General features: G+C 72.9%; 12 protein-coding genes. 5 read left to right on the top strand and 7 right to left on the bottom strand.

Annotated elements, in window-relative coordinates; translation table 11 throughout:
• Positions 1-24: 24 nt before the first annotated feature.
• From ACFWBB_RS36410 to ACFWBB_RS36395, 4 genes are all read right to left on the bottom strand, one after another.
• Positions 25-1602, bottom strand: a complete 1578-nt coding sequence (locus ACFWBB_RS36410; protein WP_385281565.1) for a PrsW family intramembrane metalloprotease — start codon at positions 1600-1602, stop codon at positions 25-27.
• Between the two features lie 75 nt (positions 1603-1677).
• Complete coding sequence (gene trmB / locus ACFWBB_RS36405) at positions 1678-2520, bottom strand: tRNA (guanosine(46)-N7)-methyltransferase TrmB (RefSeq protein ID WP_385281562.1); 843 nt, start codon at positions 2518-2520, stop codon at positions 1678-1680.
• A 70-nt stretch (positions 2521-2590) separates the two neighbouring features.
• Positions 2591-3808 (bottom strand): L-2-hydroxyglutarate oxidase, encoded by a 1218-nt coding sequence (gene lhgO / locus ACFWBB_RS36400; RefSeq protein ID WP_385281595.1) that lies wholly within the window; start codon positions 3806-3808, stop codon positions 2591-2593.
• Positions 3809-3933: 125 nt separating this feature from the next.
• A complete protein-coding gene (locus ACFWBB_RS36395; RefSeq protein ID WP_385281559.1) occupies positions 3934-5358 on the bottom strand; it encodes an MFS transporter in 1425 nt (474 codons plus the stop codon).
• A gap of 706 nt (positions 5359-6064) precedes the next feature.
• Between ACFWBB_RS36395 and ACFWBB_RS36390 the strand changes: the two genes are divergently transcribed.
• Positions 6065-8185: an asparagine synthase-related protein gene (locus ACFWBB_RS36390; RefSeq protein ID WP_385281556.1), complete on the top strand. Its 2121-nt coding sequence runs from the start codon at positions 6065-6067 to the stop codon at positions 8183-8185.
• Between the two features lie 70 nt (positions 8186-8255).
• Positions 8256-12275: a BTAD domain-containing putative transcriptional regulator gene (locus tag ACFWBB_RS36385; RefSeq protein WP_385281554.1), complete on the top strand. Its 4020-nt coding sequence runs from the start codon at positions 8256-8258 to the stop codon at positions 12273-12275.
• Here the strand turns inward: ACFWBB_RS36385 and ACFWBB_RS36380 are convergent.
• Together ACFWBB_RS36380 and ACFWBB_RS36375 are read right to left on the bottom strand one after the other, a co-directional pair.
• Entirely contained in the window at positions 12262-14322 is a 2061-nt protein-coding gene (locus ACFWBB_RS36380) for a sigma-70 family RNA polymerase sigma factor (protein WP_385281552.1), read from the bottom strand. The genes ACFWBB_RS36385 and ACFWBB_RS36380 overlap by 14 nt on opposite strands.
• Positions 14323-14650: 328 nt before the next feature.
• Positions 14651-15418: a TetR/AcrR family transcriptional regulator gene (locus tag ACFWBB_RS36375; RefSeq protein WP_385281549.1), complete on the bottom strand. Its 768-nt coding sequence runs from the start codon at positions 15416-15418 to the stop codon at positions 14651-14653.
• 379 nt (positions 15419-15797) lie between these two features.
• On the opposite strand from ACFWBB_RS36375, the gene ACFWBB_RS36370 reads away from it, so the two are divergent.
• Positions 15798-17177 carry an NAD(P)/FAD-dependent oxidoreductase gene (locus ACFWBB_RS36370; RefSeq protein WP_385281546.1) on the top strand — a complete coding sequence of 460 codons (1380 nt, stop codon included), beginning with the start codon at positions 15798-15800 and terminating at the stop codon, positions 17175-17177.
• Positions 17178-17435: 258 nt separating this feature from the next.
• Entirely contained in the window at positions 17436-19088 is a 1653-nt protein-coding gene (locus ACFWBB_RS36365; protein ID WP_385281543.1) for a SpoIIE family protein phosphatase, read from the top strand.
• A gap of 115 nt (positions 19089-19203) precedes the next feature.
• On the opposite strand, the gene ACFWBB_RS36360 is transcribed toward ACFWBB_RS36365, so the two are convergent.
• Positions 19204-20463, bottom strand: coding sequence for an MFS transporter (locus ACFWBB_RS36360; RefSeq protein WP_385281541.1), 1260 nt, complete (start codon positions 20461-20463; stop codon positions 19204-19206).
• A 189-nt stretch (positions 20464-20652) separates the two neighbouring features.
• On the opposite strand from ACFWBB_RS36360, the gene ACFWBB_RS36355 reads away from it, so the two are divergent.
• Complete coding sequence (locus ACFWBB_RS36355; protein WP_385281538.1) at positions 20653-21219, top strand: MarR family winged helix-turn-helix transcriptional regulator; 567 nt, start codon at positions 20653-20655, stop codon at positions 21217-21219.
• The last annotated feature ends 444 nt before the right edge of the window (positions 21220-21663 follow it).

The following is a 21663-nucleotide window of genomic DNA, read 5'->3' as shown; positions in this document are numbered from 1 at the left end:
TCGGTCTGACCTGCCTCGCCCGACCTACTGGTGCGGGTGGGGGGCGGGACGGGGCTCTGACGGAAATCCGGGTCCGGGCACGTGTCCGGACCCGAATCCGGGTCCGGGTCCGAATCCGGGGCCGAATCCCGGCCCCGGTCCGGGGCCGTGTGCTGCGGGGTACCCGTATCCGTACCCCGGTCCCGCCGGGCTCCCGTACCCCGGTCCCGCCGGGCTCCCGTACGCCGGTCCAGCCGAGTGCCCGAATCCGGTGCTGTGGCCCTGGCCGTACCCCGGTCCCCGGCCGTACCCCGGTCCCTGGCCGTATGCCGGTCCCTGGCCGTATCCGTACACCCCGTACACCGGCCAGGGCGGCGGGGTCACCCGTACCGGCGGGGCGGTCATCCGGGCCGCGTGGTCCAGCGCGGGCCGGGCGACGTCCTTGCGCCGCCACAGTTCGTTGAGCAGCTCCCGCTCGCGTACGAGGAAGTCGGCGTCGGCCCGTCCCCGGCGGCCGCGGTGCCGCAGGAACGCGAGGGACGTCGCGTACGCCTCGTACCGCGCCACCTCCCACGCCGCGGACTTGCCCAGGTGGCGGTCGGCGTACTCCCGGGCCAGCCGCCGGGCCCGCATCGAGCCGAGCGCGAACGGTTCGGCCGGCGTGAGCCAGCCGGCGGCCGCGTAGGCGGGCAGCTCCTCGCGTACGGTGCGCAGTTCGCGTTGGCGCGTCCACACCACCAGCCAGGTCAGCAGCCCGAACGCGGGCACCATGAACGCCGCGTACACCGCGAAGAACCCGAACTCGCCGAACGACGAGGAGCCGTTCCACAGGGCGTGCATGCCCATCGCGAGGAGCAGCCCGCACACCGGGAGCAGCCCGCGCCGCAGGTGCTGACGGTCCCCGGAGAGCGCGGCGACGCCGAAGCCGATGCCGGTCAGGACGGTGAACAGGGGGTGCGCGAACGGCGACATGATCACGCGTACGAAGAAGGTCGCGGCGGTGACGGAGGCGATGCCGCTGTCGCCCGTGAGCTGGTCGGTGCCGAAGGCGGTGCCGAGGTAGAGGATGTTCTCGGTGAAGGCGAAGCCGGTGGCGGTGACCCCGGCTATCACCACGCCGTCGACGATGCCGGTGAAGTCCCGCCTGCGGAAGAGGAACACCAGCAGGACGGCGGCGGCCTTGGCGGACTCCTCGACGATCGGCGCTATGACGGTCGCCCCGATGGTGTCCGCGCCGGACGGGTCGGCGGTCGCGGTGGCTATCCATCTGGTCGCGAAGCTGTTGGCGATGATGGCTATCAGGGCCGCCGCGCACGCGCCCCAGGCGAACGCGAAGACCAGATTCCGCCAGGGGCCGGGCTCGACCCGGTCCAGCCACCGGAAGGCGGCGATCAGCAGCGGCACGGGCAGTACGGCGAGTCCGAGTCCCACCAGGAAACCCTCCGTGCCGGTCTGTTCGCGCACCAGGGCGAGGATGACCAGGCCGGACAGTGTGAGCAGGGTGATCAGCGCCCCGTACCGCACCCACCTGCGCTGCCACCAGTGAGCGTGCCGCAGCACACCGTCCTCGGGCGGGCCGCCGGGATGCGGCGGGTAGGGCGGAAACGGAGGACTGATGGCCACGGCATCGACCCTAACGAGGGAGGGGACTGTGGTGGAGGGGAGCGGTCGGTCGGTGGTCGGTGATCCCTCGGCCGGTCAGCGAGCCCCGGGCCGGACTCGATGCTGTACGCGACGGAAGAGCAGATCGTTCACGACGTGACCCTTGTCCAGCCCCTGACCCTCGAAACGGGTCAGCGGCCGGAACTCGGGCCGGGGCGCGAACCCGCCGTCGGCCCGGGTGTTCTCGAAGGCGGGATGCGCGGTCAGCACCTCGAGCATCTGCTCGGCGTACGGCTCCCAGTCCGTGGCGCAGTGCACCAGCGCGCCCGGCTTCAGCCGCGTCGCGGCCAGGTCGAGGAACTCCGGCTGGATGAGGCGCCGCTTGTGGTGCCGCTTCTTCGGCCAGGGGTCGGGGAAGTAGACGCGCAGCCCGTCGAGCGAGTCCGCCGGCAGCATCTCGCGCAGCAGGATGATCGCGTCGCCGTTGGCGACCCGGACGTTGGTCAGCCCGGTCCGGTCCGCGAGGTTGAGCAGGTTCCCCTGGCCGGGCGTGTGCACGTCCACCGCCAGGATGCCGGTGTCCGGGTCGGCGGCCGCCATCTGCGCGGTCGCCTCACCCATCCCGAAGCCGATCTCCAGCACGACGGGACGGTTTTCGCCGAACAGCTCGACGAGGTCCACGGAGTGCCCGTCGATGTCGAGGCCCCAATTGGCCCACAGCCGCTGCAACGCGTCCGCCTGCCCGGCCGTCACCCGGCTGCGCCGGGGCTGGAAACTCCGGATCCGCCGCTCGAAGTGCGACCCGGCGGGATCGGCCTTGGGCCCGTCGGGGAACCGGGGCTCCCCCTTCGCGCGGGTATGCCGAACGGACTCGCCCGGGTGGTGCTCGCCGCCGGGAAAGGGCTGGGGGACTTCGGGGGTGCTCACGGAATCAGACACAGTGCGCTCGATTTTACGGGGCCGCCCGACCTGCCTGCCCGCCCCCGCCCGAGGCCCGGTGTCCGAGCGCTCACGCGCTCGCCAGCGCGCCCAGCGCCCGGCGTGCCACCTCCCGGCCGATCGGCAGCGAGGCGGTGGCCGCCGGTGAGGGTGCGTTCAGGACGTGGACCGCTCGGGCCCCCTCCCGGATCAGGAAGTCGTCCACCAGCCCGCCGTCCCGGAGCACCGCCTGGGCCCGTACCCCGGCCGCCGACCGCACCAGGTCGTCCTCCTCCACCGCGGGCAGCAGCCGGCGCACCGCGCCCACGAACGCCCCCTTCGACACCGACCGCCGCAGCTCCCCGACCCCGTACCGCCAGTGCTGTCTGCCCATCCGCCACACCCCGGGCCAGGCCGCCGTCGACAGCGCTTCAGCGGGCCGTACGACGCCCCACCCATACCCCTCGCGGGCCAGCGCCGGCACGGCATTGGGCCCGACGTGCACGCTTCCGTCGATGCCTCTGGTCAGATGGACGCCGAGAAACGGGAACGCCGGATCGGGCACCGGATACACCAGCCCGCGCACCAGCTCCGGCCGCGCCAGCTCGTAGTACTCGCCCCGGAACGGCACGATCCGTACCTCGGGCTCGTCCCCCGTCAGCCGGGCGACCTCGTCCGAGTAGAGCCCGGCGCAGTTCACCAGCACCCGCCCGCGTACGACGTCCCCGCGCGCGGTGAGCACGGCCACGCCGCGCTCCGGCCGCCGGTCGATCCGCACGACCCGCGCCCCGTAGCGGAGCTCCGCCCCGGAGGCCTGGCCCAGCTGCCGTGCGACGGCCGTGTAGTCGCAGATCGCCGTCGTACACACGCGTATCGCGGCGAGCCCCCGGACCTCGGGCTCGTACTCCGCGATCTGGGCGGCACCCAGCTCCCGGACCGCGATCCCGTTCTCCCGGCCGCGCTGCACGAGCGCGTGCAGGCGGGGCAGCTCCGCCCGCTCGGTGGCGACGATCAGCTTGCCGGTGACGGCGTGCTCGATGCCGTACTCCGCGCAGAACTTCGTCATCTCGGCCGCGCCCCGCACCGCGTACCGCGCCTTCAGCGACCCCGGCCGGTAGTAGATCCCGCTGTGGACGACCCCGCTGTTGCGCCCGGTCTGGTGCCGGGCCACTCCCGGCTCCTTCTCCAGCACCGTCACCCGCGTGCCCGGTGCGGCACGCGTGATCGCATACGCCGTGGACAGCCCGACGATGCCGCCGCCGACCACGAGCACATCACTGTCGTAAGCGATCTTCGGCACGTGCACCACCTCCCGGGTTCGATAGTGCACTGCGCCACTGACAGTGCCTTCAAACCCGGGGCGGGCGTCCTGCCGACCGGCGGCGCGGCGGTGGGGCCGTGCCGGTGTGCGGCTCCGCCGTGACGGATCCGGTCCTACGCCGGAGTCATCAGCAGCGGCCGGGCCCGCTCCCGCAGTTCCACCACTCTCGGTTCGTCGCCGTAGGGCTCCAGCCGATGCAGGAGGTCCTTGACGTACTCCGTGGTGCGGGCGGAGGAGATACGCCCGGCCACCTCCACGGCCCGCACGCCCTGCGCACAGGCGGCGTCGAGGTTTCCCGACTCCAGTTCGGCGACCGCCGAGACGACGAGCCGCAGCCCGTGCGACCGCACGAACTCCTCCGTGGGCTGGGACAGCGCCTGCTCGGTGAACCTCCGCACCTGACGCGGTGCCTTCAGGTCGCGGTAGCACTCGGCGGCGTCGGCGGCGAAGCGGTCGTAGGAGTAGAAGCCGAGCCAGGACGGATCGTGGTCGCCTTCCCGGGACCGCTCCAGCCAGCCCTCGGCGGCCTTCAGCGCCGTGCCGGCGGCATGCGCGTCCCCCGCGCGGGCATGCGCGCGTGCCTCGACGAGCCGGAAGAAGCTCATGGTGCGGGCCGTGGCCAGCCCCCGGTTGCGCTCCAGGGCCGCCTGCGCGAGATCGACGCCCTCGTCCCCGAAGCCGCGGTACGTGGCCTGCAGGGACATGGAGGCCAGGACATAACCCCCCAGGGGTACGTCGGCCGCCGCGCGGGCCAGCCGCAGCGCCTGGATGTAGTAGCGCTGCGCGGCCTCCTGCTGACCGGTGTCGAAGGCCATCCACCCCGCCAGCCTGGTCAGTTCGGCACTGGCCCCGAACAGGGCCCGGCCGACCTCGTCGGAGTAGGAGCCGAGCAGCAGCGGCGCCGCCTCCACCCGCAGGCACTCCGGGACCATGGACGAACGCCAGTCGCCGCCCCCGTACTTGGAGTCCCAGCGTCTGGCGTCCTCGGCGGCCTCCCGCAGCTTCTGCACATCGCTGTGGCCGACTTTGAGCGGTGCGCCGGACTCCTCCACGAGGTGTACGTCACGTGCCACCGAACTGTCGGCCGGGGCTATCAGCCACCGTGAGGCGGGCGTCGCGTACGCGCTTACTGCGAACGATCCGGCCAGTGACTGCCAGATGCCTCCGGAACCGGCCCGGCGGCCGGCGAGGTCGAGGCGGTAGAGCTCCGTGGCCGAGCGCACGGCCTGGTTGACGTCCCTGGGGAAGGCGAGGCCCACTTCGGGCGCGGGATCCGCGTCCGCCAGGCCGATCTCGTGGAGCGGCACCGGGCGGCCGAGCTTCTGACCGATGGCGGCCGCGATGAGGTGCGGCGCGGCGCCCTGCGGCACCATGCCTTTCGACACCCAGCGCGCCACGGACGTCTTGTCGTAGCGAAGAGTCAACCCGCGTTGAGCGCCAAGATCGTTGACGCGTCGCGCGAGTCCTGCGTTGCTGATTCCCGCGAGGGCGAGAACGGTGCCGAGTTTTTCGTTCGGCCCGCGTTGCTCCCTGGACATTGCGCCACCCCTCGACACAGACGGCTGCCGCGCTGGCATAACCATGCGGCATTCGTAAACCCAGCGTAGTTCGCCGCATCCCAAGCGTTAAGGGGCATTCTTCCGGTTGGCGGGATTGTGGTCCGTACGAAAATCCGGGCGCAGGTACGGACCGTCGCGGCGTGCCCCCGCTGTGTGGCCGTGCGCCCGGCCGTGCGCTCTTCTCCGGCCACCGTGGGAGCGATTGCATGGGCTCTGCGTGGGTCGGCCCGCTGTACTGGATCCAGTGGGCTGGGGGACACCGCCGCCTACATCCCCGCGGGCGGCGGAGCGGTCCGGGGGGCGCACTCCGCCTCCCGGACCGGCGCGAGCCCGGATGGGCACGCGCGTGTGCACGGACCGTGTGCGGAGCCTGCGCGGGAGGTTCTCGACGGGGGTCGCACGGCGGGGATTTGGCCGAAAATCGACCCTGTGTTCTGTGGGGGGCAACGCCTCCCACCACGGAAATCGAGGGCGCGCAGGGCGTTTTCGGGGAGCGTACCGGGGGCGCATTCACGTCGCCGACACCGGGGTGCACAGGGACACCCCCGTGGTCACCGGTGAGTTGACGCGGGCACAGTCGCCGCATCACAAGCGGCGCCGCCTCCTTCTACGGCGCGTTTCTCGTGGCAGCATGGTGAACCGTTCGTACGGTGCACTCGGTTGTCCACAGCCTGTGGAGGCGTCCATGCGGTGGTTGGTGGGATGGAGCAGCACCGCCGCGGGTGCGCCGGGTGGGACCGTCGGCTACGACGGCCGCCGCGACGACGGTGCGTCGTACGGGGGCGGGGTCGGCCTTGACGGCGAGACGCTGCACCCGGTCGGCTCCCAACTCCTGTGGGGCGACCCCGATCCGCTCTGGGCGGTCGGTGACTGGCGCCCCGACGAGGTACGGGTGGTCAAGGCCGACGCACAGACCCGGGTCGCGGTCCTCGGCACCTGCGGCGCGACCGACGAGCAGCTGCGCGTCGGACTGTTCGCCGCGCGCGGAGGGGCACTTCGGCATCTGACGGCCTGGTCGGGCAGCTACACGGCGATCGTCCAGGTGGGCCGGCGCATCACCGTCTGCGGCGATCTGGCGGGCGCGCGTCCGGTGTTCCACACTCCCTGGGCCGGCGGCACGGCGTACGCGACGGCCGCGCTGCCGCTGGCCGACCTCATCGAGGCCAACCTCGACTTCGGCCACCTGGCGGCGCTGCTGGCCGCCCCCGACGTACCGGCCGCCCTGCACGACTCCACCCCGTACGACGGCGTGCGTCGCATTCCGCCGGGGCACGCGCTGATCCTGCGCGCCGGGGCACGTGAGGTCGCCGGGTACGAGCCGGTCGCCTCGCTCGCCGTGGCGGCGCCCCCGGCCGACCCGGACAGCGCGGTCGGTGCCGTACGCGACGCGCTCATCGAGGCGGTACGCGCGCGTCTGTCCGCGCCCCGGCACGTCCCCGACATCGACCCCGGCCCCGTGCCCGGCATGGGACCGGCGGAACGGCGCGCCGCGCGCGGGATGCCGGTTCCGGGCATCGGCGCGGACCTCTCCGGCGGGCCTGCGTCCGCCACGCTGGCGCTCCTCGCGGCGGGCCTGCCCGGAATGCCGGGCACACTGCTCGGCCACGGCACGGGCGCGGGGGAGCGGCTGCTGGCCGTCACCTTCAACGACCTGGCCGTCGGCGGACGCGAGGCCGAGCTGGAACGGGCCGGCGCCCTCGCGGCCAACCCGCGCCTGCACCACGTCGTGGCGGCGGGCGGCGAGGAGACCCTGCCGTACGCCGACCTGGACGGCCCGCTGACCGACGAACCCGGCCCGAGCCTGGTCACCGCCGCCCGCCACCGGGCACGCCTCGCGGCGGGCAGCGCGGACCACTTCACGGGCTACGGCGCCCGGCAGGTGCTGGACGCCCACCCGGCCCGACTCGCGGACCTGCTGATGGACCGCAAACGCCGTCACCTGGTGCGCCCGATGGCGGCGTTGACCAAGGCCGACGGCTCGGTGCTCGTCCCCGCGCGCGTGTACGGCGCGGCCCGTCGGCTGGCCCGGACGCCCTACCGCACGGGCGTGGAGGGACTGGCCGAACGCCTCCTGCACCGCAGCTTCAGCTTCGACGACCCCCCGGGCGCCGTCGGGGCCTCCCTGGCGGCCCTCACCTGGGGCGGAGCGGGCCCGGCCGCCCGCTGGCTGACGGGGGAGGCGCTGGCTGAAGTATCGGTTCGCCTCCAAGGGGCCGCGCACCGCACCGGCGTGGGACCCGGCCAGCGGCCGGGCGACTACCGCGCCCGCGCGGCCCTCGCCCGGCACGCCATGGACCTGCGCGTCCTGGAACAGGCCGCCGAGATCCGCTCCCAGCGACTGCACGCGCCGTTCCTCGACAACCAGGTCGTCCGCGCGTGCCGTGCGCTTCCCGAGACCCTGCGCGTGCAACCGGGGGCCCGTGCCGCGATCCTGCGCACCGTCCTGAAGGGCGCAGGCGTCACCGACCTTCCGCCCGGCTGGGGCGCCCCCTCGCAGGCATCCGCCACCGCGGCGGCCCGGGCCGGCCTGCGGATGGCCATGGACCCCCTCCTCGCCCTCTTCGAGGCACCCCTCCTCGCCGAAGCCGGCCTGATCGAGGCGAGAGTGGTCCGCAAGGCCCTCCGGGCCGCCGCGGCGGGCGAGCCCCTCCCCCTGGACGGCCTGGCCGACCTGATCTCCCTGGAACTCTGGCTCCGCCGCCTCCTGTCCCGCAGGGGCACCTGCTGGACCGGCACACCGGCACGCGCACGTGCGGTACCGGCGGGCATCGCTCCCCAGAGACGGGCCGTCTCCTCCGGGGGGTGAGCAACCCATCGCTCCTGGGACAGGCCCCGAACACCGTGCCCTACGCCTCACCCCCGGTGACAATGAACGGGTGCGGTACAGAATTCTGGGCGTCACCCAGACAGCGGACGACGAAGGCACCGCCCTACCCGTACCCGGTGCTCGTCTGCGTGCCGTCCTCACGGCCCTGGCCCTCCGCCCGGGCCGTCTCGCCACCCCGGAAACGCTCATCGACGAGGTCTGGGCCGAGACACCGCCCCAGGACGCCCCCGCTGCCCTCCAGGCCCTGATCGGCCGCCTCCGCCGCGCCCTCGGCAAGGACAGCGTCACCTCCGAGCCGGGCGGTTACCGCCTCGCCGCGACCGAGGACGACGTCGACCTCTTCGTCTTCGAACGACTCGTACGTCAGGGCATCGAAGCCCTGCGGCGAGGCGAGGCACGCACCGCCGCCCGCACCCTGGACGACGCCCTCGCCCTCTGGCGCGGCCCCGCCCTCGCCGACCTCCCCGCCCGCACCGCGGCCGCCCGCCCCGAGGCCCTCCGGCTGGAGGCCACCCGCGCCCGCGCCGAGGCGGACCTCGTCCTGGGCCGCGCCCGCGAAGCCGTACCGCCGCTGACCGAACTGACCGCGGCGCACCCGTACGACGAGCCGCTGCACGCCCTCCTCATCCGCGCCCTGCGCGACTCCGGCCGCGACGCCGACGCCCTCGCCGCGTACGAGACCGCCCGCCGCACCCTCGCCGACGGCCTCGGCACCGACCCGGGCCCACACCTGCGAGCCCTGCACACCGAACTCCTCAACGGCCCGAAACCGCCCCCTGGACTTGCACCGGCACCGGCACCGGGCCCGGGTTCGGGTTCGGGCCCGGGTTCGGGCCCGGAACGGATCCACGGGCCTGCGTCGGCCTACGACCTGGAACGGTTCCACGGGCCTGCGTCGGCCTACGGCCCGGAACGGATCAATAGGTCGGCACCGGCACAAGGGCCCGCTTCGATCCAGGGCCGGGAACGGATCAACGGGCCTGAGCCGACGCACGGACTCGCTTCGACCTACAGGCCTGCACCGGCCCACGGGCCCGATTCGACCTACGGTCCGGAACCGATCAACGGGCCCGCACGGGCGCAGGCGCCTGCACCGGCCCGGGGCCCGGAACCGGCCCACGGGCTTGCACCGGCCCACGGGTCCGATTCGACCTACGGTCCGGAACCGATCAACGGGCCCGCACGGGCACAGGCCTCTGCTCCAGCCCACGGCCCCTCAACCCATGGCCCCGCTTCGGCACGCGGCCCTGCGCCGGCCCATGGCCCCGCTTCGGCCCATGCCCCCGCACCGGCCCATGACCTCGCCGCGACCCCCGCCCCCGCCCCGGCGGATCCGCCGGGGCCCCGTACCCCGCTGCAACTCCCCGAGCGCACCGGCAACATTCGTCCGCGGCTTACCTCTTTCGTGGGGAGGGAACCCGAGCTCGGCGCCATCCGTTCCGCATTGCACAGGGCCCGTCTCGTCACGCTCACCGGACCGGGCGGCTCCGGGAAGACCCGCCTCGCCGAGGAAGCCGCCGCCGGGCTCCCGCAGGCGTGGCTGGCCGAGCTGGCGCCGCTCGACCGGCCGGAGGCGGTGCCGGGCGCGGTGGTCAGTGCCCTCGGTCTGCGCGAGACCGTCCTGATGACCACCGACCTGACGCCCCCGCAGGACGACCCGGTCGCCCTGCTCGTCGAGTACTGCGCCCCGCGCAGCCAGCTCCTGATCCTTGACAACTGCGAACACGTCATCGGCGCGGCCGCCGCCCTCGCCGAGACCCTCCTCACCCGCTGCCCCGGGCTCACGATCCTCGCCACCAGCCGTGAACCCCTGGGCGTCCCCGGTGAGGCGGTCCGCCCGGTCGAGCCCCTCCTCCCCGACCAGGCGCACCGCCTCTTCACCGAGCGCGCGGCCGCCGCCCGCCCCGACGCGGCCGCCGTTCTGCGGGACGAGGAGGCGATCGCGGAGATCTGCCGGCGGCTGGACGGACTGCCGCTCGCCATCGAACTGGCCGCCGCCCGGCTCCGGCTGCTCACCCCGCGTCAGATCGCCGACCGCCTCGACGACCGGTTCCGCCTCCTCACCTCGGGCAGCCGCACGGTCCTGCCCCGCCAGCAGACCCTGCGTGCCGTCGTCGACTGGTCCTGGGACCTGCTCGACGAGCCGGAGCGCACGCTGCTGCGCGAGCTGTCGGTCTTCGCCGGCGGCTGGGACCTGGAGGCGGCCGAAGCCGTGTGCGGCGGCCCGGTCGCGGACCTCGTCGGCGCGCTCGTAGACAAGTCCCTGGTGGTGGCCGCGCCGTGCGAGCGGACCGGCGGGGGCGAGATGCGCTACCGCATGCTGGAGACGATCCACGAGTACGCCACCGAACGCGCCGCCGAACTGCCCCGGTCCCGCGCGGCGACCCGAAAGCGACACCGCGCGTGGGTGCGCGCGCTCGTCGAGCGGGCCGACCCGCTGCTGCGCTCCGCCGAGCAACTCCCCTGGATCTCCCGCCTGGAGACCGAACTGGACAACATCCGGGTGGGTCTCCAGCGCGCGCTCATGGCGGGCGACGAGGAGGAGGCCGCCGCCCTCTGCCTCGCCACGGGCTGGTTCTGGTGGCTGCGCAACTACCGCCAGGAGGGCGCCGACTGGACCGACCGGACCCTGCGCCTGGGCGCCGTCCTGGACACCCTCCGGACACCCGCGCCCGATGCGACACCCACCGAACTCACCGCCCCCACTGACCTAACCGCCCCCACCGCCCTCACTGCGCCCGCTGACCTCACTGCGCCCGCTGACCTCACTGCGCCCGCTGACCTCACCGCTCCGGCCGACCTCTCCGGCCTCGCCGCCCGTATGGCGGCCGTCGACCCCGTCGACGCCTTCCTCAGGACACCCGCCGCCACGGGCGACGCCCATCCCCGGCACGAGCGGCGGATGAGCCTGCGGATGCTGCACCTGTTCCTGTTGTCGGAGTCCGAGCCGAAGGACTTCGTGGCGGACTCGCGCTACCGGGAGTACCTGGTCCGCCTGCGCGCCGACTACGAACCGGGCGGCCCGCAAGCGGCGCGGATGCCCGGCCTGCTCTGGCCCCTGACTGCCTTCCAGCTGCGGGACATGGTGGACGTCCGGGGGATCCTGGACATGACAGTCGCCAACTGCCGTTTGTACGGCGGGGACTGGGAGCTCGGGTGCGCCCTGATGTTCCGTACCCACATGGTCGTCGACTCGCCGGGCGGACTGCACGGCGTGGACGACGACCTGGCGGAGCTGCGGGTGCTCAGCCTGCGTGTCGGCGACCGCTGGATGCGGGCCCAGGTGTGCGGCGCGGCGGGCGAGGCGGAGATGGCACGCAGCCGCTTCGCGGAGGCGGAGCGGGAGTACCGCGAGGCGCTGCGTCTCGCCTACGAGGTCGGGGCGTACGCCGAGTCGCCTTTCCTCATCGCCCGACTGGCGGAGATCGCCTACCGCGCGGGTGACGTCGACGGCGCCAAGGCCACTCTGGACGAGGCGGACCACAGCGCACAGCGCTACGGCGTGCTGGATGTGCGGGCGTTCGTCCTCCTGCTGCGCGCCCACATCGCGTTGCAGGAGGAGGACGTGGCCCACGCGCGCGTGCTCTGCGACGAGACCCGCGCGGCGATCGGCTCGGGCACCCCGCCGCCCCAGTTCACGGCGGCGCTGAACATGGTCGACGCGGACCTCACCGCCGCCGAGTCCGGCCCGGAGCACGGTCTGCCGATGCTCGCCGACACGCTGCGCCGAGCGGTGGCCGACCAGTGCGCCGAGGCGGTCACCTCGTCGATCCTGGACAGCGCGGCGGAGCTGCTGGTCCGGCTCGGGGACCACTCGCGCGCGACGCGTCTCCTCGCGGCCGCCGACGCCCTGCGCGGCCCCCATCCGCGTCCCGCCCCGCAGCACGTCCGGGCCGAGCGGGCCGAGGCCGCGGCCCGCGAAGCCCTGGGCGCCGAGCGCTGTACGGCCGAGCGGGTCCGCGGCGCCGCCCTGACGGTGACCGACGCCCTGCGCGAGCTCACGGACGGCGTGCGGGACCACCCGGCCGGGCCGCCGGTCGCGACCGCGCAGGCGCCTACGAGCAGGTGAACCCGGACTCCGCCCAGTCCGCGAGCGCCACCGAGTCGAAGCCGCTGTACGGCTCGACCACCAGCCGCACGGTGGTGCGGCCGGTGAGGTCCACATGGACGGGGACAGCCGGGTCGCCGCCCTCGATCACCCCGGACGACCAGAGCCGGTTCCCGTCGGCGTAGACGGCGAAGGAGACCTTGCCGAGCTTCATGGTCAGATCGTCGACGCCGACGAGCCCGTCGTAGGAGGTGCACGCGCGGTTGAGATCGACGGTGACGGCGGAGTCGCCGTGCACGGTAATCCCGCGCGTGTACTGCCGGCCCGCGATGGACAGCCCGTACCGCTGCCACCCCCAGCTGCTGGCCCGGAGCCGGATCTCGGGTCCGGTCCCGTCGCCGCTGACGTCGAAGGACAGCCCGCTCAGCGGATAGACGACCGGGGCGGGCGGCGGAGGGGGCCCGGGTGTGGGCGTGGGCGCCGGGGTGGGCGACGCTGCCGGGGCGGGCGGCGGAGTGGGTGTGGGCGCGGGGGCCGGAGTGGGCGTGGGCGTCGGCCGAGGCGGGGTGGATGGCGTGGGGGACGATGTCGGGGCCGCCGCCGGGACGATCACCGGAGGTTCCGGCTCGCGACCGTTCGCCGGTACCGGTGCGGGCGTGGCTGTCTGCTCCTCGGGCTGCGCGACCGGGGCAGGCGCGGACGCCGGGGGCCTGGCCTCCGGCCGCGTGGCGGGAGCGTCGTGGCCGACGAGGGTGAGGGCGACCGCGGCGGCCGCCACCGCGACCACACCGGCGGCGATACCGGCCTTCACGGGGGCGCCCAGCCCCTCCGAGGCCAGCGCGCCGCTCCCGGCGCTCGCCCCGCCCGAGGAGCCGCCCGCCGCGGCGGCCGCGCCCGCGGCGCCCGCCGCACCCGCTCCGGCACCGCCGGCGATGAGCGCGGCCGCCTTGGCGTACCCGGCGGCGCCGAACCAGCCGATGACCGCGACCGGCACGACGGCCGGGATGCTGCCCGCGACTTCCTCGATCTGCAGAGCGGCCAGCCGGCACTTGGCGCACTCCTCCAAGTGCTTGCGCAGCCCCCGTTCGGCGCGGGTGCGCAGCCTGCGGCGGGCGTAGGTGCCGAGCTGGTCGGCGTAGCCCGCGCACTCCTCGTCGTTGGTGAGGGTGGCGCTGACATGGGCCTGGAGGTAGGCCTGCTTGAGGCCCTCCCGGGCGCGGCTGGCGAGCACGCGCGTGCCGTTGGCGTCGAGGCCGAAGAGCATGGCGACCTCGCTCGGCGACTCGTCCTCGACCTCGGTGTGCCACAGCACCGCCTGCCAGCGTTCGGGCAGCGAGCGGAAGGCCTGCATGGCCATGGACTGCTCGGCCCCGTGCATCGCGCGCACGTCGGCGCCCAGGTCCAGGCCCGCTCCGAAGGAGCCGATGGACGCGGTGTCGTCGGCGACTTCGCGGGAGCGGGCGGACTGCGTGGCGAACACCGCGAAGTCGTCGACGAGCTGCTCGCGCTTCGCCGACCGCGTCCAGTCGGCGGCCACGCGCCGGACGCAGGTGAGGAGGTAGGCGCGGACGGCGTACTCGGGCCCGGAGCCGCCGCGCACCGCCTGGAGCATGCGGGCGAAGACCTCGGCGGTGAGGTCGTCGGCGGTGTACGCGTCCCGGCAGCAGGTGCGTGCGTAGCGGCGTACGGCGTCGGCGTGCCGACGGTACAGCTCCTCGTACGCCGTGTCGTCACCCGCACGCATCCGGCCGATCAGGTCGCTGTCGGTGGTGGGCACGTCCCTCGGCGGCGGCAGGATGCCCTCGGCGCGCCGCTTGCGCTGCGCCGGAACACCGCCCTCGGCCGGATCGCCCGGCGGCCGGACCACCGACCGGGCCGGCGGCCGGACCACCGGATCACCCAAGGGGCTGTTCAGGCGGCTGCTCGGAGACTTGTGCAGCGGACCGCCGGCACCGCTCGCGAGTCCGCCCTGGCTCGGCACCTGCGGTGAGGTCAGGCCGTCTGCCCCCGCGTCGCCTTCACCGTCACCGGACGAACCGACCGACTCGTCCCCACCGTCAACACTCATCGCGGAAGCCCCCGCCTGCCCCACCAGTCCTGACCACCGGGTCAGAGTGCCATATTGGCTTTTGTTCAGAACCCCGCGCGACGGGCCGCCCGCTCGTCCGCGGGCACCTAACGCAATCCAGTCCTGGTTTTCACCCATACAGGGAAGGTTCAACTGCCATTCCAGCGGCAGCAGTTGAACGCCATGGCCGAAATATCTCGAATGTTCGGCGCAATGAGCGAGGGGTGGGGGTACGTGGTACCCCCACCCCTCAGTCACCCAATCGAGCCACCCGCCCCAGCTCCGCTGACGGTGCCGCCCCGGGCCCCGGTGCTCAGGGCCCCGACCCTCACGAAGAGTGCCGCGACCGCAAGCCCTCCAGCAGGATGTCCAGCAGCCGTGCCGAGGCCGCCGCCTGCTGGGCCGGATCCGGCAGCGAGGGTGCAGCCGTCGCGATGACCAGCAGTACGTCCGACACCGACACGTCGGTCCGCAGCTCGCCCGCCTCCCGCGCGCGCTCCACGAGCCGGCCCACGACCTCGAGCAGCGCTGCCGCCCCGGCGTCGCCGACCGCGGCCTTCGTGCCGTCGCCCGCAACGATCCGAAGCTCGCCACCGCCCGGCTGGGTCCGCTGCTGCGGCACCCGTGCCTCGTCGGCCGGCACACCGTCGGTGCCGTCCTCCGAGGCCCCGACCCGCAGCACCTGAGGCGGCAGCAGCCGTCCGGCGCCTGACGACACGGACGTCCGGAGGAAGCGCGACAGCGCCGACCACGGCTCGTCCTCCTGGCCGAGCGCCGCCCGCGCCTGATCGGTCAGCCGGGACGTCTCCTCCTCGGCTATCCGCCGCACCAGGACGTCCTTGCTCGGGAAGCGCCGGTACACCGTGCCGACCCCGACCCGCGCGCGCCGTGCCACGTCCTCCATCGGCGCGCCGTAACCCAGCTCGCCGAAGACCTCGCGGGCCGCCCGCAGTACGTGTTCCAGATTGCGCTGTGCGTCCACGCGCAGCGGTGCTGTCCGCGCGCCTTCACCACGTCCGTTGCCCACCGCCGTCCCGACCGCACCGCCGGGTGGCAGGGCGGACGAGGACGACCAATGCGAATTGTGAGTGTGCATGAATGATCCCCCGGTAATGACGTCTCCCCCCGGAGACTCTCCCCGCCATCGAAAGTCCGGGGCGTGGAACACAGGGGACGGTCTCCCGGGCCCACCCGTCGCAGACCCGCAGAGCACTCCCCCTGACACCCCGTCGACACACGAACATAGTTGAGAGGGAGTCAATTCAGAAGGGGCAGGTTCCGCACGGAGCGCCCCCCGATCGGAGTACGGGCCGCATACATCCTGATTGCACCCCTTCCCGCACCCCGGCGCACAGCCGCTGACCTGCGCTCCTGCCCCGTACGCCGGTGTTTCGGCCAACCCTGCGCCCGCCCGACTCGCGGTCACACAAATTGTCGGGGCTGTGGACAAACTCCGGCGCTCGTTGCGTCATGGGATGGTGAAGGAACGTGCGCGCATTCTCGTTGTCGGCGGCGGCTACGTCGGGATGTACACGGCCCTGCGGCTCCAGCGGAAGCTGAAACAGGAACTCGGCCGGGGCGAGGCCGAGATCACGGTGGTCACACCCGACCCGTACATGACCTACCAGCCCTTCCTCCCCGAGGCGGCCGCGGGCTCCATCTCCCCCCGGCATGTCGTCGTACCCCTGCGCCGCGTCCTGCCGCACTGCCGGGTCGTGGTCGGCGAGGTCACCGCCGTCGACCACGCCAAGCGCACCGCCACCCTCACCACCCTCGCCACCGACGAAGAGGGCACCGGCCCGCAGCAGCTGACGTACGACGAACTCGTCCTCGCGCCCGGTTCCGTCTCCCGCACGCTCCCCATCCCGGGCCTGGCCGACCACGCCATCGGCTTCAAGACCGTCGAGGAGGCCATCGGGCTGCGCAACCACGTCATCGAACAGATGGACATCGCCTCCTCCACCCGCGACCCCGCGATCCGCGACGCGGCCCTCACCTTCGTCTTCGTCGGCGGCGGCTACGCGGGCGTGGAGGCGCTCGGCGAGCTCGAGGACATGGCCCGCTACACCACGCGCTACTACCACAACGTCAAACCGGAGGACATGAGGTGGATCCTGGTCGAGGCCTCCGACCGGATCCTGCCGGAGGTCGGCGCCGACATGGGCCGCTACACGGTCAGCGAACTGCGCCGCCGCAACATCGACGTGCGCCTCGACACCCGCCTGGAGTCCTGCGCCGACCGCACCGCCGTCCTCAGTGACGGCGCCCGCTTCCCGACCCGTACGGTCGTGTGGACCGCCGGCGTGAAACCCCACCCGCTGCTCGCCGCCACCGACCTCCCGCTGAACGAACGCGGTCGGCTGAAATGCACCCCCGAGCTCACCATCGACGGCGCCACGCACGCGTGGGCGGCCGGAGACGCCGCCGCCGTCCCCGACGTGACGGCCGACAAGCCCGGCAAGGAGACCGCCCCGAACGCCCAGCACGCCGTCCGCCAGGCCAAGGTCCTCGCCGACAACATCGTGCGCTCCCTGCGCGGCGAAACGCTCCAGGCGTACTCCCACAAGTACGTCGGCTCGGTCGCCTCGCTCGGCTTCCACCAGGGCGTCGCCCACGTCTACGGGCGCAAGCTCAAGGGCTACCCGGCCTGGTTCATGCACCGCGCGTACCACCTCAGCCGCGTGCCCACCTTCAACCGCAAGGCGCGCGTGCTCGCCGAATGGACCCTCTCCGGGCTCTTCAAACGGGAGATCGTTTCTCTGGGATCGCTCGAACATCCTCGCGCGGAGTTCGAACTCGCTGCCGGTGGAAAGCCTTCTGACGAGTCTTCCGGCGACCCGAAGGGGTCGTCCTGACCGGCTCCAGGAACTCCACCGGCCGCCCCCACGTCTGACGAATGTCGGCCCGGACGGCGGCCGCACTGCCAGACTGCTCCCTGCCCCAGCCCCTCCCGAGCCCTTCCCGGCGGGCCACCACCCGCCCCCCGACCCAAGAGGCTGCTCCCCGTGCTCCACATCCGGGTGCTGTAACAATGTGCGGCCACCGCCGCGCGGCCCCCGGAGCCCAGGCAGGGCCCGGAGCCGGCCGCCGACGACTACACGAGGCAAGGATTCGTGAACTTCACGCGCTGGAGCGCCCGGCTCCCCGGAACGCAGCGCCGCGCCGCCGCGCGAGCCGAGCACCCGGTCACCACCACGGACCGGCGGAGCGAAGGCTCCGTACCCGCGGCCCGCGCAGAACGACTCACCGACGAGCCGCCCCCGGTGCCCGCCGTCGACGAACTCCCGGTCCGTGAGGTCCTCGACCGCGTCCCGGCCCTCGTCGCCCTCGTCCACGGCCCCGACCACCGCCTCGCCTACGTCAACGACGCCTACGCGGCGGCCTTCGGCGTACGCGCCTGCGGCGAACCGGCCGCCGAGGCCCTCCCCGAACTCCGCGACCTCGGCCTCACGCCCCTCCTCGACCAGGCCCTGCGCAGCGGCAAGCCCCGGACCCTGAAGTCCCGCAAGGCACCCGACGGCCGCTCCTACACCTTCACCTGCACCCCGGCCGCCGAGGACAACGGCAAGGGCACGGTCCTGATCTTCGCCACCGACGTCACCGACCACGCCGAGGCCGCCGAACGCCTCAGAACCAGTGAACGGCGCCAGCGCGAGACCGCCGTCACCCTCCAGCGCTCCCTCCTCCCCCAGGAGCTCGAAGAGCCCGACGACCTGCGCATCGCCGCCACCTACCAGCCCGGCGGCACCGAGGCGGCCGTCGGCGGCGACTGGTACGACGTCATCACCCTCGGCGGCGGCCGCACCGCCCTCGTCATCGGCGACGTCATGGGACGGGGCGTCCGCGCGGCAGCCGTCATGGGCCAGCTCCGCACGGCGGTCCGGGCGTACGCCCGCCTCGACCTGCCGCCGCACGAGATCCTCCAGCTCCTCGACGGCCTCGCCGCGGAGATCGACGCCAACCAGATCGCCACGTGCGTGTACGCCATCCACGACCCCAACGAGGGCCGACTGGTGTATGCCTCAGCCGGTCACCTGCCCATCCTCGTCCGGGACGACAGCGGCACCGTCCTGCGCGCCGACGAACCCACCGGCCCGCCCCTGGGCACCGGTGGCTGGATGCACGCCTCCGGCTCGATCCCGCTCGGCCCCGGCTCGACGGCCGTCCTCTACACCGACGGCCTGGTGGAACGCAGGAACGAAGACCTCGACGAAGGCATCGCGTCCCTGGAGCGCGCCCTGTCCGGCGCGACCGGCACCCCCCAGGTCGTCTGCGACCGCCTCGTCCGCTCGGCCGGCGTCACCGCCGACCACGACGACGACGTCGCCGTTCTCGTCCTCCAGCACCCGGCCCGCACCGGCCCCGACGGCGAGCTGTTCCGCAACGCGGCCCTCGAGCTCCTCGGCGGAGTCGAAGCGGCCCCACGCGCGCGTGCCTTCGCCTCCGGTGTCCTGACCAGCTGGCGCTTCCCACCCGACCTGCACGACCTCGGTGTCCTCGCCGCCAGCGAACTCGTCGCCAACTCCCTCCAGCACGGCACCCCGCCCATGCGGCTGCGACTGCGCCGCACCGACCGCCGCCTGATCATCGAGGTCACCGACGGCGACGACCACCTCCCGCGCCGCCGACGCGCCGAACCCGGCGACGAGTCCGGCCGAGGCATCGCCATCGTCGCCACGATCGCCTCTCACTGGGGCAGTCGCCGCACCCCGGACGGCGGAAAGGCGGTGTGGTGCGAGTTCGTCCTGCCGAAATCCCCGGAGTGACCACCGCAGGCGCGATCGGAGTGAAGGGGAGCGCGCCCCGGCCGCGTCACGCCCACCCGCCGACACGAAAGGCGGCCGCCGCCCTCCCGGACGACGACCGCCTCTCACACCCGCCTCACGCTTCGGCGGCCACCGGCTCCGCCACCACGCCACCGCGCGCGACCACCCGCTTGCGCACCAGCCACGGCTGATCCTGGACGGCGGTCAGCTGCCGCCCCAGTCGCAGCGCCAGGTAGGTGATCCCCAGCGAGAACAGCAGGAACGTCACGATGTACGGCGCGTGCAGCGAGGCCCCCATCGGCCCGCCCACCGCCGGCCCGACGGCCAGCGCGAGCTGCTTCACCAGGGCGAACGCCGAGTTGTACTGACCGGCCATCCCCTCCGGCGCCAGATCGGCCACCAGCGGCGCGACCGTCGGCGACAACATCGCCTCACCCAGCCCGAACAGCGCGTACGTCGACACGAACGCGGCCGTAGCCATCTCCCGGCTGCCATGGCCCAGCCCGGCGTACCCGGCGACGACCCACGCGAAGGCCCAGATCAGCCCCACGGCCGCGATCACCCGCGACCGCTTCTGCCGCTCGACGAACTTCAGCACGGCGAACTGCGCGACGACGATCATCGCGGTGTTGGCGGCGAGCGCGGTCCCGAGCGCGGACGTCGAGATCCCCGCGGCCTCCACTCCGTACGCGCTCAGTCCTGACTCGAACTGTCCGTAGCAGGCGAAGAACAGCACGAACCCCAGCACACACAACTGCACCATGGCCCGGTTGCCGAGCAGCTGCTTCCAGCTGCGCCCCGCGGACTGCGGTGCGTCCCCGACGTGCGGACCGTGCGGCAGCCGCACGGTCGACATCACGACGGCCAGCAACAGGAACATGGCCGCCTCGATGGCGAACAGCAGCGTGAACGAGGACACGCGCGTGGTGTCGACGAGATGCCCGCCGATCAGCCCGCCCACCCCGAGCCCGAGGTTCTGCAGGAAGAACTGCGTCGCGAACGCCCGCGACCGGGTCTCCGCACTCGAGCAGTCCACGATCATCGTCGCCAGCGCCGGCTGCATCACGGCCTGCCCGGCACCGAGCGCGGCCGCTGCGGCCAGTACGGCGGTGGAGTTGCCGGCGAGCCCCAGGCTCAGTGCGCCCAGCGCGGCGGTGACCAGGGCGGCGAGCAGGACCGGCAGAGGACCTCGCCGCACGATCGTCCGACCCGCGAACGGCAGCACGATCAGCGCGGCCACGGCGAAGACCGCGAGGACCAGCCCCGCCGTCATCGCCCCCAGCCCCCGCACCTGTGCCACATAGACGTACAGGTAGGGGACGGTGAAGCCGAGCCCGAACGCGCTGAGTGCGTTGCCCACGTGGATCCGGCGCATCGCTGCGCCCCTCGCCCTGGTCACGTTCACCTCTCTCAGGTAGTCGTCGTCGGCACGAGCATGAGGGGAAGCGGGGATACTTCCGCTGCCTCAGTACTTAGAGCCGAAGACTTCAAAGCTAAAGTTAGAAGCTAAACTGTACACCTCGAAGAACTTCAACGCGAACGAGGCGCGTGCGATACTTGCCCCATGGGCGACACCCCCGGCACGGTCGGCACCGGCATCGGCGGCGAGCCGACCCTCGAAGAACAGATCGCGGCCTACCAGCGCGAGTTCCAGGACCTCGACCCGCAGATCGAGAAGATCGTCTCGGCGCTGTCCCGCCTCAACCGCCGGATGAACGTCGCCTACGGACGCCAGACCGCGGACCTCGGCATCAGCAACGCCGAGTGGGAGGTCCTCAAGGCCCTCGTCCTCTCCGGCGCCCCGTATCGCCTGGGCCCCAGTGACCTGGCCAAGCGCCTCGGCCTGACCCCGGCCGCGATGACCCACCGGATCGACCGCATGGTCACCGAGGGACTGGTGACCCGGGATCGGGACGAGTCCAACCGCGTACGCGTGATCGTCGAGCTGACTTCCGAGGGTCGCGAGAAGTGGCTGGAGGCTATGCGCATGGCAACCGTCTTCGAGGAGGATCTGCTCCAGGACCTGTCCGCGGACGAGCGGACGGTCCTGGGTGAGGTGCTGACCAGGCTCCTGCGCCGGGTGGAACACGCCCAGCCGGATGCCGGCGGCCGCCTCAGCGACCTCGACTGAGCAGCTCACGCCTGGCGGGACAAAAGATCTTGACAGGGGCGGTTGACACCCCTCTCCAGGCCCCGTAGAGTTCTTCGGGTTGCCGGAGAGCCGTAACGGTTCTTCGGTGGCACCTCCGCCGCACTAGCGGCACTACAAACCACCAGCACGATCTCCCAGCGGGGTTGAATTCGGCGTGCCCGATTTCAATTCGATTTGGGGCCGGCGGCTCGATTAGGAACCGCCGGACGGATCCGCTAAGGTTTGAGACGTCGGAACGGCCCAACGGCCGGGAAGGCAAGCCCCCTCTGACTGGGAATCAGCGCCGAAAGGATCTGATAGAGTCGGAACCGCCGGAAAGGGAAACGCGAAAGCGAGAACCTGGAAAGCACCGAGGAAATCGGGTCGAGAAAAGATCTGATAGAGTCGGAAACGCAAGACCGAAGGGAAGCGCCCGGAGGAAAG

The organism is Streptomyces sp. NPDC060000 (assembly GCF_042737375.1).
Taxonomy (GTDB): Bacteria; Actinomycetota; Actinomycetes; order Streptomycetales; family Streptomycetaceae; genus Streptomyces.
Note: the sequence above shows the minus strand (reverse complement) of the source record. Positions and strands in the feature narration are given on the sequence as shown.